Genomic DNA, 12,322 nt, shown 5'->3' on the forward strand with positions numbered 1-12,322 from the left:
ACGCGTTGGCGCACCGGTCCGGCGTGACCGGGCTCACGCTCGCCGCCAGCGGCGCCGGCAACGCCCGCACGATCCGCATCGGCGTCAAGGGTCCGCTTCCCGACCGGGCCTGGCTCGATGCGCGGCTCGCCGAGAACGCCGAACCGGGCACCGCCTTTTTGTCCGGCCATTCCATCCTGGAATGCCACCGGGCGACGGCCGGGATCGACGAAGGGGCCATCGCGATCGATTTTCCCGTCAACACGACCGCGCGGCGGGCCCGCGGCAGCCGGGCGGCGCCTTCGGGCGCCCGGCCGGAATTCTACGATTTCGACCTGTTCGAGCGCGATTCGCCAAGGAACCTGCTCGACATGCCGCTGTCGCGGCTCCACGCGGTGGCGTTCGATTGCGAGATGACCGGGCTCGATCCGCGCCGCGGCGACGAGATCGTCTCGATCGCCGGCGCCCGCATCGTCAACGGCCGCGTGCTGACCGGCGAGATCTTCGACCTCTACGTCAATCCGGGCCGCACGATCCCGCCGGCCTCGACCAGCATCCACCGCATCACCGATGCGATGGTCGCCGAGGCGCCGCCCGTGGGCGCCGCGCTCAAGCGCTTCCACGGTTTCGTCCGGGATCAGGTGCTGGTCGCCCACAATGCGGCGTTCGACATGGCGTTCCTCGCCAAGGGCGAGAAGGCCGCCGCCATCCGGTTCGACAATGTGGTTCTGGACACGGTGCTGCTCGCGGCCTGGTTGCAGGGCGCCGAAGGTGAACTGACGCTCGATGCGCTGGCGCGGCGCTTCAACGTCACGATCCCCGAGGAGAGCCGGCACACCGCGCGCGGCGATGCGGTCGCAACGGCCCATATCTTCGTCAAGCTGACGCGCCTTCTGGAGGCGAGCGGCATCGGCACGCTGGGCGATGCGCTGCGCGTTTCCCAAGCGCAGACGGCGATCCGGCGGCGCCAGGCCGCCTACGGATAGGGCCCGGTCGGCTGGCCGCAGGGCGCCGTCATCGAACCAGGCGCCCCGGCGTCGATGAAGGCCGCGCCCTGATCGATGGTTTGGGCGTATCGTTCAAGGTCGGCCAAATAGGCAAAGCCGCATGAGGGCGCTGGCGTCAGCCATGGTGGTGGTGGCGGCCATGACCGGGATGGCCATAGGCGCCGGCCTCGGGGTTGAACGGTTCCTCGACGTCGGTGATCGACGCGCCAAGGCTCCTGAGCATTTTGGCCATCACATGGTCGCGCCGGATCAGGATGCGGTGCGGCTCGATCTGGGCGGCCAGATGCCGGTTGCCGATTTGCCAGGCGATGGTGAGAAGGTGGCGCCGGTCACGCCCGCGCACCTCGATCAACGCCTCGGGTCGGGCGCGCACCTCGATCACGCGGCCGTCGTGCAGCACCAGCCCATCGCCATGGCGCAGGAGCCGCGCCTGGGGCAGATCGAGCAGGAAGGCGACGCCCTGGTCGGAGATCATCTTGATCTGACGGCGATAGCGGGCGGTTTCGTCCAGCGTGATCGTGCCGGCCGAACCGGCATGGTCGCGGACGACCCTGGTGCAGGCCGGCAGGGAAGCGTTTTTCATGTCGGCCAATGAACACCGTTTCGGCGCTCATGGCCATGCAATTCGCTATCGGCTGCTGTCGAGCAGGGCGCGCAGCACCTTGTCGCGCGACGTGCCGCGGGCCTCGAACACGCTTTCGGGCGTGTGCGCGATCTCACTGGCACGGCGGGCGAAATCCAGGCAGACGGCCGCATCGTGCATGAAGCGTCCGACGGGTCGCAGAAACGAGCGGGTGTTTGGGCGTGGCATGGCCTTTTCCTTTCGACGGTGAGAAGGTAGGCGCCTTGCTGCACTGCAACAAGTGCCGGGATTGCAGGCCTGCCATGCGTGAAATGCATGGTTTCGCAGTGGTTATGGGGTATCAGGCCGCGTTGGGCAGGAAGGTCTCGTCCGGAACCTGATCGATTGTGAAGGGGCATATATCCGCAAACGCCTCATAGGCGATACCGCCCTCCGCGGGCGCCTTGCGGTTCCAGCCCTGGGCGGCGGCGGGGAAGGCCGCCGGGCGCTTCCGCGATGGTGAAATTTGGGGCGGCACATGCCCGATCCGCTGCCCGATCCGCGCTCAGCCGCGCAGCCAGTCCCCAAGGCGCGCGCGGCGCATCTCGGCGAGCAGTTCGACGAACCCGCGCGCCTGATGGGCGGCGGTCGCCGCGCCCTTTTCGGCGCTGGCCCGGGCGGCCTCGCCGACAACGCCCTCGTCGTTGAGGTCGGTGGCGATCCAGGCCCAGCCATGGGGGGATTGCGGTGCGATATGGGTGAAGCGTGCCCGCGCTTCGGCCGTGCGCGAGGCAAAGTCGCGCGCTTTTTGCATGTCGACCGTTCCGGGCCTGAAGTGCAGCATCAGCGAGGTCTCGACATCGCCGCCATGGATGCCGAACCGGCGTTCGGTGTCGGAGAAGAGCCCTTCGGGCAGGCCGAAGCGCATCCAGCTTGTCTTCACGGCGAGCATATCGTGGCGCACGCGCATCTTGCGGGCGACGATGCCCGTGACCTCCTCGTTGCCGCCATGCGCATTGACGATGACGAGCTTCTTGATGCCGGCGCGGGCGACCGAATCGCCCAGATCGCACCAATGGTCGATCAGCGTCCCTGCGTCGACGGTCAGCGTGCCGGGCACGCGGATATGCTCGTCGGACTTGCCGACATGCTGGATCGGCAGGAAGCGCGCGTCCAGATCGTCGGCGATGAGCGGGAAGGCCGTTTCGAGCATGCCTTCCATGATCGCATGGTCGGTGGAAACGGGCAGGTGGGGGCCATGCTGTTCGGTCGCCGCGACCGGCAGGACGGCGATCGTCGCCTCCGGGTCGAGACCCTCGAACTGCCGGGCGGTGAAATCGCCCCACCAGAGCTTGCGGGTCATGGCGTGTCTCCCGCCGGCCGCGCTTTGCCGGCTCGGCCATATCCGGCCAAGGGCGGGGACGTGCCGTCCGGCGTGCTGTGCATGGGCATGGTGCGGGGTCCGTGATCGCGTCGGTCCGCGATCATGCAAATGCGCGCGGCGTTGGCAAGGTGCGCTGCGGCGCCGGATGGGCGCCTTGCGGGCCGGGCTTGCAATGGCGCTGCGATCGGCGCACATCTGCGCCTTGACGTTTCGCCGCCGGGCAAGGGATGGCTTTCATGGACATGGCAACCGACAAGACGCCCGTCACCGTGCTGACCGGCTATCTGGGCGCCGGCAAGACGACGCTGCTCAACCGCATCCTGACCGAGGACCACGGCAGGAAATATGCCGTCATCGTCAATGAGTTCGGCGAGGTGGGCATCGACAACGACCTCGTCGTCGACGCCGACGAGGAAGTGTTCGAGATGAACAATGGCTGCATCTGCTGCACGGTGCGCGGCGATCTGATCCGCATCCTGGGCGGGCTGATGAAGCGGGCCGGCCGGTTCGACGGCATTCTCGTCGAAACCACCGGCCTGGCCGATCCCGCGCCGGTGGCGCAGACCTTCTTCGTGGACGAGGACATTGCGGCCCGTACCCGGCTCGATGCGATCGTCACCGTGGCCGATGCGAAGCACCTGACGGACGAACTCGGCCGCGCGCCCGAGGCGCAGCAGCAGATCGCCTTCGGCGACATCGTCCTTCTCAACAAGACCGATCTCGTCTCCGGGGACGATCTGGCGGCCGTCGAAGACCGCATAAGCCGCATCAACCCGACGGCGACCATCGTGCGCACCGAGCGCTGCGCCGTGCCGCTCGATGCGATCCTCGGCCGGCGCGCCTTCGATCTGGACCGCATCCTTGAAAACGCGCCGGACTTTCCGGACCATGACGATCACCATCATGACGCGGACCGTCATGACGCGCATGTCGCGTCCTTCTCGCTGGTCGCCGAGGACCCGCTCGATCCGGAGAAATTCTTCCCCTGGGTGCAGACGATCACGCAGGAATTCGGCATCGACCTTTTGCGCATGAAGGGCATCGTGGCGTTTGAGGACGATCCCAGGCGCTATGTGGCGCAGGCCGTGCACATGATGCTCGAAGGCGATCACGACCGGCCGTGGCGCGGTGGCGAGCCGCGCCTCAGCCGCATGGTGTTCATCGGCCGCAACCTGCCGCGCGACGTGATCGAGGACGGGTTCGAAAAGTGCCGCGCGCGGCGGCCCCTGCGCGCATGAGCGTGACGCTCAGGGCGCTTGAGGTCGGCGTGCCGCTGACCGGCGGCGGCTTTGCGGGCGACGCCTATGCGGTGGCCGACGGCGACGGCCGCATCCATGTCTGCGCCCTTGACGGCGCGGTCGCCGCGCGCAAGCTGCACGAGGGGGCGATCCTCGCGGTGGCGACCGACGCCAAATCGGGGGCCATCGTCACGGCGGGCGACGATGGCAGGGCGATCCGCATCCGGCCCGATGGCGAGCCCGAGACGCTGCATGCCGGGCGCAAATGGGTCGACACGGTGGCCTGCTCGCCACGCGGGGCTGTCGCCTGGTCGGCGGGCAAGACGATGTTCCTTCTGGCCAGGGGCGCCGATGCGCCCGCCGAGGCGACCGCGCCCTCGTCGGTCGGCGATCTGGCCTTTTCGCCCGACGGCAAGTGGCTGGGCGCTGCGGTCTATGGCGGCGCGTTCCTGGTGCGCCCGTCAAGGCCCTCCGAGACCGTGATGCTGAACTGGCAGGGCGCGCACAATGCGATCGGCTTCTCGCCGGACGGCCGTTTCTGCGTCACGGCCATGCTGGAGAACGCGCTGCATGTGTGGCGGCTCGACAGGCCCGAGGAAAAGCATGGGCGCATGGGCGGCTATCCGGCCAAGCCGGTTTCGTTCGACTGGACCGCGGACGGGCGCTATCTGGCGACCGCCGGCGCCGAGGCGCTCGTCCTCTGGCCGTTTCTTGGCGGGGACGGGCCGATCGGCCAGCAGGCCGGCGTCTTCGCGCCCGAGCAAAGCCTTTTGTCGCGCACCGTCGCCGCGCGGCCCCGCAGCCAGCAGATCGCCATCGGCCATGTGGACGGTTCGGTGACGCTGTTCGACCGCAAATCGCAACGGTTCATGCCCGTTGCCGCCGAGCACGAGGCCGGCCAGGTCAATTCCCTGTCCTTCTCGCCGGACGGGCGCTGGCTCGGCTTCACGCGCGAGCGCGGCGTTGCGGGGCTGGCCGATCTGGGCAAGCCGTAGTGCCGCTGTGCAACCGCGACGGTGTGATTGGCTACTCTGCCGCCAGTTCCTGGTCGGTCAGAAGGTCCGTCCTGGGCATGAGCGACAGCAGTTCCTTGGTATAGGCGTGCCGCGGCGCCTCGAACAGCGTGTCGGCCTCGGCCACCTCGACCAGCTTTCCCCCCTTCAGCACGCCGATGCGGTCGCACATGTGGCGGACGACGGGCAGGTCGTGGCTGATGAACAGCATGGTCAGGCCGAGATGTTCCTGAAGGTCCTTCAATATGTTGAGGATCTGGGCCTGGATCGAGACGTCGAGCGCGCTGGTCGGCTCGTCGCAGATCAGAAAGCGCGGCTGGGTGGCAAGGGCGCGCGCGATGGCGATGCGCTGGCGCTGGCCTCCGGAGAACTGGTGTGGATATTTGTCGCCCGCATCCGCGCCGATGCCGATGCGGTCGAGCAGTTCCCCCACGCGGTCCTTGATCTCGTTCTTTGGAATGACGCCCATGTGCAGCGCCGGCTCGGCGACGATGGCACCGACCCGGTGGCGCGGATTGAGCGAGGAAAACGGGTCCTGGAAGATCATCTGGATCTGCCGCCGGTAGCGCGTCATCTGCGCCGCCGAGGCCCTTGAGACGGTGATGTCGTCGAAGACGATATCGCCGCCATCGGTCGCATAGAGCTTGGCGATCATCCGCGCGATGGTCGACTTGCCCGAGCCGCTTTCGCCGACCAGCCCGAACACCTCGCCGGGCCGTATCTCGAAGCTGACCCGGTCGACGGCGGTGAAATGGCGGCGCCGCGAGGGGATCAGCGAGCCGCGCTCGACGAACGTCTTGGAAATCTGCCTGACCTGGAGCAGCGGGCCCTCCGGCGCCGGCCGCCTTGGCCAGTTCCGGGCCAGATCCTCGATGCGGAAGCGCGTTTCACGGCCGCCATAGGAAATCTGCGGAAAACGGCCGATCTTCCTGTCGGCGCGCGGGACGGCGGCGATCAGGCTTTTTGTATAGTCGTGCCGCGGGTTGCCGAGCACTTCGGACGTCGGCCCGGTCTCGACCACCTCGCCGGCATACATCACCGTCACCCGGTCGGTCGTCTCGGCGATCACGCCCATATCGTGGGTGATCAGGATGACGCCCACCTGTCGCTCGACGGCCAGGTCCTTGATCAGATCGAGGATCTGCGCCTGGATGGAAACGTCGAGCGCCGTCGTCGGCTCGTCGGCGATGATCACCTCGGGCTCCGAGCAAAGGGCGAGCGCGATGACGACGCGCTGGCGCATGCCGCCGGAGAACTGGTGCGGATACTGGTCGATGCGGGTTTCGGGGCTGGGGATGCCGACGCGGTCGAGCAGTTCGACGGCGCGCCTTCGGGCGGCGCCGCCGCCAAGGTCGAGATGGGTGGCGATCGTCTCGACGAGCTGCTCGCCGACGGTGAAAAGCGGGTTGAGCGAGGTCAGCGGGTCCTGGAAGATCATCGACACGCGCCGGCCGCGTATGGCGCGCATGGCCGCCTCGTCGGTGCCCGAGATCCGGTCGCCCTCCAGATCGATCGTCCCGCCGGTGATGCGGCCGCGCCCTTCCAGAAGGCCCATGACGGCCGCGCCAACGGTCGACTTGCCCGCCCCGCTTTCGCCGACGAGGCCGTGGATCTGGCCCGGCTGGACGGTCAGCGCGGCGTCGCGGACCGCCGTGAAGGGCTCGCGGCGCGTCGGGAACTGGACGGTCAGATCGCGAATGGAAAGAAGGGGCGATCTCGATGGTTCGCTTGCAATCATTGTTTCATCGCATCGCCGGTCACTGCAATTTCGGGTTGAGCGCGTCGCGCAGCCAGTCGCCCAGAAGATTGACCGACAGGGCAAGGGCCAGCAGCGTCAGCGCCGGGAAGAACAAGATCCACCATTCGCCCGAGAAGAGGAACTCCTGGCCGATGCGGATCAGCGTGCCCAGCGAGGGCTGGGTGGGCGGCGCGCCGACGCCCAGGAACGAAAGGGTGGCTTCGGCGATGATCGCCAGCGCCAGCGAGATGGTGGCGATGACGAGCACCGGCGAGAGCGTGTTGGGCAGGATGTGCCGCACCATGATGGCGAGCGGCGAACGGCCGATCAGCCGGGCGGCCTGGACATACTCCTTGCCCTTTTCGACAAGCGTCGCCCCGCGCACCACGCGGGCGAACTGCACCCATTCGGACAGGCCGATGGCGATGATCAGCACCCAGATCGCCACCTCGTCGCGCCGGCCCACCGGCGTGATCCCCTTGGCGATGCCGAAGATCAAAAGCGCGACCAGGATCGCCGGGAAGGTGAGCTGCACATCGGCGATGCGCATGATGACGGTGTCGGTGCGACCGCCGACATAGCCCGAGATCAGCCCCAGCGTGACACCCAGCACCATGGCGAAGATGACCGCCGAAAAGCCGACGAACAGCGAGATGCGCATGCCGTAAAGGATGGTCGCGAACACGTCGCGGCCTTGGTCGTCGGTGCCAAGCAGGAAAGTCTCGCCGGTGAACCGGTTCGGCTGCATCGGTTCGGAAAAGCCGTTCATCAGGTTGAGCGAGGCGGGGTCGAACGGGTTCTGCGTGGTGAGCAGGGGCGCAAAGACCGCCCCGCCGATCAAAAGGACGACGACACAGGCGGCGACCATGGCGACCGGCGACTTGCGGAACCGGTAGGCAAGGTCGGAATCGAGCGCGCGCTTGACGGCCTCCATGTCACTCGCCTCCCGCGCGGCCGGCCGACAGGCGCGGGTCGATCGCGAAATAGAGAAGATCGACGATCAGGTTGATGACGACGAACATCACCGAGATCAGCATCAGGTAGGACGCCATGACCGGAATGTCGACGAACTGGATCGAGTTGATGAACAAGAGGCCGACGCCGGGCCACTGGAAGACGGTCTCGGTGATGATCGCGAAGGCGATGATCGAGCCGAGCTGCAATCCGGTGATGGTGATCACTGGCACCAGCGTGTTCTTGAGCGCGTGGCGGAAATAGACCGAGCGTTGCGACAGGCCGCGCGCGCGGGCGAACTTGACGTAGTCGGAGCGCAGCACCTCCAGCATCTCGGCGCGCACCAGCCGCATGATCAGCGTCATCTGGTAGAGCCCCAGCGTGATCGCCGGCAGGATGATGGCCTTGAGGCCGGATTCGGTCACAAGGCCGGTCGTCCACCAGCCGATCCGCACCGTTTCGCCGCGCCCGAAACTGGGCAGCCATCCCAGTTCGACGGCAAAGACATAGATCAGCAATATGCCGATGAGGAAGGTGGGCAGCGATACCCCTATGAGCGAGGATGTCATGATGAGATTCGACAGCCAGCCCTCGCGCCGGATCGCCGTGTAGACGCCGAGCGTCACGCCAAGGACGATGGCAAAGAGCGCCGAGACGAAGGCCAGTTCCAGCGTCGCGGGCGTGCGTTCGACAAGGATGTCGGCGACGGGGCGCCCCTGGCGGAACGAGACGCCGAAATTGCCCTGGGCGACGCCGGCGAGGAAGTTGAAATACTGGACGGGGAAGGGCCGGTCGAGGCCCAGTTCCGCGCGCAGCCGTTCAATGTCCTCGATGGTGCGCTCCTGCCCGAGCAGATTGTCGACCGGATCGCCGACGAAGCGGAACAGGGAGAAGGCGACGAACCCGACGACCAGCAGGACGACGACCGATTGCAGGACCCGTCTGATGATGAATGCGAGCATGGGGTTTAACGATCCATCCGTCCGGCGTCATTCCGGGTTCCGCCGCGCGGCCCCGCAATGACGGCGCCTATATGACCTTTCACGTGCGACGGCGCGCACATCACTCCACCGTCACCCAGCGCAGGATGAAGAAATTGTCGGGGCGCTGGGTGAGCGCGATGCCGTCCCGCGCGCCCCAGACCAGCGGCTGGACATAAAGCGGCACATAGGCATGTTCGGCCTGATAGAGCGCGGTCACCTCGTCGAGCATCGCCTGGCGATCGTCCTCGTCGATCTCCGACTGGATCATCGGCAGAAGCGCGTCGATCCGCCCATTGGAGTAACCGCCGAAGTTCCAGCTTCCCAGGCGCTTTTCCTCATTGGGCGTCGAGGCGAGGAAGCGGACCGGGTGCTCGTGATCGAAGGCGCCGCCCGGCGACCAGCCGAGCAGATACATGTCGAAATTGTCGGCGCGCAGTTCCGGCCAGTAGTTCTGGACGGGCATGGCGTCGAGCTCGGCGGTGATGCCGACCCGGGCGAGCATGGAGACCACGGCCTGGCATACGGCTTCATCGCTCAGATAGCGATTGTTGGGGCATTTGAGGCCGAAGGAGAAACCGTCCCGATAGCCCGCCTCCGCCAGAAGCGCGCGCGCCGCGTCGGGATCGAAGGCCGGGCGCGCGGCATTGGCGCGGGAAAAGCCGCGCATCGCCGGCGTGACAAGCTGGCTGACAGGCTCTGCATTGCCGCGCATGATGGTTTGCAGGATCGCCTCGACATCGACCGCCTGGGCGACGGCCCGGCGGACGCGGACGTCCCGGAACGGGTTGGGCGCACCCGCCTGCGCGGTGTATTTGAGCACGTCCGCCTCGTGCGCGAAGCCGAGCATGATGACGCGCGATTCAACGCCGCGGATGACGCGGATGCCGTCGCGCTCATCGACGCGATCGGCGTCCTGGATCGGCACCGGCTCGATCATGTCGAGTTCACCCGACACAAGCGCCGCCACGCGCGTCGCCGGGTTTTGCACCGGCGTAAACTCGGCGCGGGTGATGTTGTGCTCCGCCTCGCCCCACCAGTCGTCGAACGGTTCGAGCGCGGTCATCAGGCCGGGCTGGCGCTCGACCAGGCGGAAGGCGCCGGTGCCGTTGGCGTTGAGCGTGGCGAAATTCCCCTCCTCCTTGTCGGGCCGCTCGGCGTCGTTGGCCGCCGCCCAGCCGGAGTCCATCATCATCCAGTTGGCGATGCTTTCGGGAAGGACGGGGTTGGGCGCGCTCGTCATGATATCGACGGTGTACTCGTCGACCATGACGACCTCGGAGACCGGCGCGAACCAGGAGCGGGTATCGGCTTGTTCGGAAGAGGCGCGCTCATAGGAGAAGACGACGTCCCGTGCGGTGAACGCCGATCCGTCGTGAAAGGTGACGCCCTGGCGCAGGTTGAAGCGCCACCCCTGGCCGTCGCCGATCGGCTCCCACGAGGTCGCCAGCGCGGGTTCCAGCGTGACATCCCGGCTCAGGCGCACCAAACCCTCATAGACATTGTTGAGAAAGCCCAGGACCGGGGCCGAGTTGACCGCATGCGGATCCATGGTCTGCGGATCGGTGGCCGAGGCCCATTTGAAGGTTTCGGCATGGGCTATGCCGGCTGTGGCGAGCAGGGCGCCCGCCAGCGTCAGTGTCAGCGTCTTCATTGCGTTTCCCCTTGCGGGCCATTCCTGTCGAATGCCCGCTGGCCGGCCACAATAGGCCGGGGGCGTCAGCCCCCCAACCCTTGCCGGCTCACCGTCCGGTCACGCTTAGTTGAACGTCAGATATTTGAAATGCGGCTGGTTCTCCGGCTGGGTCGGGAAGTCGATGTTCTCCCTCATGCCCCAGTTCAGCACCTGGTGGTGCAGCGCCAGGTAGATGACGTCTTCCTGCATGGTGTTCCAGATCTCGGCAATGGTCGCGTTGCGGACCTCAAGATCGGTCTGCGAGCCCAGCGACTGGATCTTGGCGTCGACATCCGGGTTTGAATAGCGCGTGCCGTTCCAAGAGCCCCGGTCATCGGTGCGCGTGTGCACGAGGAAATTGAAGTTGTATTCGCTGTCGAAGGTCGGAACGCCCCAGCCGAGCAGGTAGAAGTCGGTCTCCCAGTTTGCGATGAGCGGGAAGTGCAGGCTCCGGCTCTGGGCGACCAGGTTCACGTCGATGCCGATCTGGCCCATCATGCCGACCACGGCCTGGCAGATCGCCTCGTCATTGATGTAGCGGTCGTTCGGGCAGTGCAGCGTCACCTCGAAGCCCTCGCCGTAACCGGCTTCTTCCATCAGCGCCCGGGCGGCGTCGATGTCGGGCTGCGGATAGGCGTCGAGCGCCTCGGTCCAGCCGTTGACGAAGGGCGGCACGATCACGCCGGTCGGCGTCGACTGGCCGCGCATGACGACCTGCTGGATCGCTTCGCGGTTGATGGCCAGGTTCATCGCCTGGCGCACGCGCAGCTCGGCGAACGGGTTGGCGCCCTCGACATTGTCGTTGACGAGATCGCCGTCGCCGACATTGATGCCCAGGAAGATGGTGCGGTTCTGCGGCGTCATGCGGACGACCAGACCGTCCTGGGCGGCAACGCGCTCCAGATCCTGCACCGGAACGTCCTGGATGAAGTCCACTTCGCCCGACAGCAACGCCGCCACGCGGGTCGCCGCGTTCTGGATCGGCGTGTGGATGATCTCGGTGACCTCCAGCGGGAACGTGCCGATGCCCCAATAGTCCTCGTTGGCGACAAGCACGGTGCGGGTGTCGGGCTCGCGGCTGACGAGACGGAACGCGCCGGTGCCGTTGGCGTTGCGGACCGCGAATGTTTCCTCGCCGCCCTCGAAATCCTGCGGCCTGGTGACGCCGTTGGCCTCGGCCCAGCCCTTGTCCATCATGAAGGTGTTGGTCAGATTGTTGGGCAGCAGCGGGTTCGGCCCATCGGTGACCATTTCGACGGTGTGCTCGTCGACCGCGCGCACCTCGGTGATGGAGACCAGAAGCTCCTTCATGTCCGAATCGTCCATCTTGGCGCGCTCGATGGAGAACACCACGTCCTCGGCGGTGAAGGCGGCGCCATCGTGGAAGGTCACGCCCTGGCGCAGGTTGAACACCCAGACATTGGGATCGTCCGCGCTGACCGCCCAGTCGGTCGCGAGCGCGGGCACGATGTCGGCGGCCATGTCGCGATGCAGGAGCGGCTCGTAGATCTGGTGGGAGAGCGTGTGCGTCGGCCCTTCGTTCTGGGCGTGGGGGTCGAGCGTGAGCGAGTCGCCCACGCTCGACCATCGCAGCGTTTCGGCGCTTGCCATCATGCCGGTTCCCGCAAGCAGTGCGGCCGTCAGCATGGCGCCGATGAGTTTCGTTTTGACGTGCATGGATTTCTCCCTGATTTTGTTGCCCATGTCTCACAGGCGCATGAAGCAAAAGTCTAGACAGAGCGGTTCGCGCAAATCCAGCGAAAAATCAATCCGATTTGACCATACGGTCAAG

Annotated in this window: 11 protein-coding genes; 3 read left to right on the forward strand and 8 right to left on the reverse strand. The window is 66.5% G+C overall.

The annotated features are described in order from the left end of the window. A partial coding sequence (locus tag AC5E6L_RS01915) for a 3'-5' exonuclease (RefSeq protein WP_491770897.1) occupies positions 1–965 on the forward strand: 965 nt, incomplete at its 5' end. A 136-nt stretch (positions 966–1,101) separates the two neighbouring features. On the opposite strand, the gene AC5E6L_RS01920 is transcribed toward AC5E6L_RS01915, so the two are convergent. From AC5E6L_RS01920 to AC5E6L_RS01930, 3 genes are all read right to left on the reverse strand, one after another. Next, positions 1,102–1,569, reverse strand: coding sequence for an urease accessory protein UreE (locus AC5E6L_RS01920; RefSeq protein ID WP_491229596.1), 468 nt, complete (start codon positions 1,567–1,569; stop codon positions 1,102–1,104). Between the two features lie 45 nt (positions 1,570–1,614). After that, positions 1,615–1,797, reverse strand: a complete 183-nt coding sequence (locus tag AC5E6L_RS01925; protein ID WP_491229595.1) for a hypothetical protein — start codon at positions 1,795–1,797, stop codon at positions 1,615–1,617. Positions 1,798–2,113: 316 nt separating this feature from the next. After that, entirely contained in the window at positions 2,114–2,911 is a 798-nt protein-coding gene (locus AC5E6L_RS01930) for a creatininase family protein (protein ID WP_491229593.1), read from the reverse strand. 257 nt (positions 2,912–3,168) lie between these two features. Between AC5E6L_RS01930 and AC5E6L_RS01935 the strand changes: the two genes are divergently transcribed. Both AC5E6L_RS01935 and AC5E6L_RS01940 read left to right on the forward strand, forming a co-directional pair. Next, a complete protein-coding gene (locus AC5E6L_RS01935; RefSeq protein WP_491229592.1) occupies positions 3,169–4,170 on the forward strand; it encodes a CobW family GTP-binding protein in 1,002 nt (333 codons plus the stop codon). Further along, entirely contained in the window at positions 4,167–5,165 is a 999-nt protein-coding gene (locus AC5E6L_RS01940) for a WD40 repeat domain-containing protein (RefSeq protein ID WP_491770900.1), read from the forward strand. The genes AC5E6L_RS01935 and AC5E6L_RS01940 overlap by 4 nt, the downstream gene beginning before the upstream one ends. Before the next feature lie 31 nt (positions 5,166–5,196). Here the strand turns inward: AC5E6L_RS01940 and AC5E6L_RS01945 are convergent, their stop codons facing one another. The 5 genes from AC5E6L_RS01945 to AC5E6L_RS01965 all read right to left on the reverse strand — a co-directional run bounded on the left by AC5E6L_RS01945 (position 5,197) and on the right by AC5E6L_RS01965 (position 12,207). Further along, positions 5,197–6,921, reverse strand: a complete 1,725-nt coding sequence (locus AC5E6L_RS01945) for an ABC transporter ATP-binding protein (protein WP_491770902.1) — start codon at positions 6,919–6,921, stop codon at positions 5,197–5,199. Between the two features lie 19 nt (positions 6,922–6,940). Next, complete coding sequence (locus tag AC5E6L_RS01950) at positions 6,941–7,855, reverse strand: ABC transporter permease (RefSeq protein ID WP_491770904.1); 915 nt, start codon at positions 7,853–7,855, stop codon at positions 6,941–6,943. 1 nt (position 7,856) lies between these two features. Further along, positions 7,857–8,837 (reverse strand): ABC transporter permease, encoded by a 981-nt coding sequence (locus tag AC5E6L_RS01955; protein ID WP_491770906.1) that lies wholly within the window; start codon positions 8,835–8,837, stop codon positions 7,857–7,859. Between the two features lie 100 nt (positions 8,838–8,937). Further along, positions 8,938–10,509 (reverse strand): ABC transporter substrate-binding protein, encoded by a 1,572-nt coding sequence (locus AC5E6L_RS01960; RefSeq protein WP_491770908.1) that lies wholly within the window; start codon positions 10,507–10,509, stop codon positions 8,938–8,940. Between the two features lie 105 nt (positions 10,510–10,614). Continuing rightward, entirely contained in the window at positions 10,615–12,207 is a 1,593-nt protein-coding gene (locus AC5E6L_RS01965; protein ID WP_491770910.1) for an ABC transporter substrate-binding protein, read from the reverse strand. Positions 12,208–12,322 lie beyond the last annotated feature (115 nt).

Source organism: Roseitalea sp., from assembly GCF_984466335.1.

What these genes read in the sequence shown, in the direction of transcription:
- AC5E6L_RS01940 (WP_491770900.1), top strand. Translation starts at nt 4,167, where the DNA reads ATGAGCGTGACGCTCAGGGCGCTTGAGGTCGGCGTGCCGCTGACCGGC.
- AC5E6L_RS01925 (WP_491229595.1), bottom strand. Translation starts at nt 1,797, where the DNA reads ATGCCACGCCCAAACACCCGCTCGTTTCTGCGACCCGTCGGACGCTTC.
- AC5E6L_RS01945 (WP_491770902.1), bottom strand. Translation starts at nt 6,921, where the DNA reads ATGATTGCAAGCGAACCATCGAGATCGCCCCTTCTTTCCATTCGCGAT.
- AC5E6L_RS01965 (WP_491770910.1), bottom strand. Translation starts at nt 12,207, where the DNA reads ATGCACGTCAAAACGAAACTCATCGGCGCCATGCTGACGGCCGCACTG.
- AC5E6L_RS01930 (WP_491229593.1), bottom strand. Translation starts at nt 2,911, where the DNA reads ATGACCCGCAAGCTCTGGTGGGGCGATTTCACCGCCCGGCAGTTCGAG.
- AC5E6L_RS01920 (WP_491229596.1), bottom strand. Translation starts at nt 1,569, where the DNA reads ATGAAAAACGCTTCCCTGCCGGCCTGCACCAGGGTCGTCCGCGACCAT.
- AC5E6L_RS01935 (WP_491229592.1), top strand. Translation starts at nt 3,169, where the DNA reads ATGGACATGGCAACCGACAAGACGCCCGTCACCGTGCTGACCGGCTAT.
- AC5E6L_RS01960 (WP_491770908.1), bottom strand. Translation starts at nt 10,509, where the DNA reads ATGAAGACGCTGACACTGACGCTGGCGGGCGCCCTGCTCGCCACAGCC.
- AC5E6L_RS01955 (WP_491770906.1), bottom strand. Translation starts at nt 8,837, where the DNA reads ATGCTCGCATTCATCATCAGACGGGTCCTGCAATCGGTCGTCGTCCTG.
- AC5E6L_RS01950 (WP_491770904.1), bottom strand. Translation starts at nt 7,855, where the DNA reads ATGGAGGCCGTCAAGCGCGCGCTCGATTCCGACCTTGCCTACCGGTTC.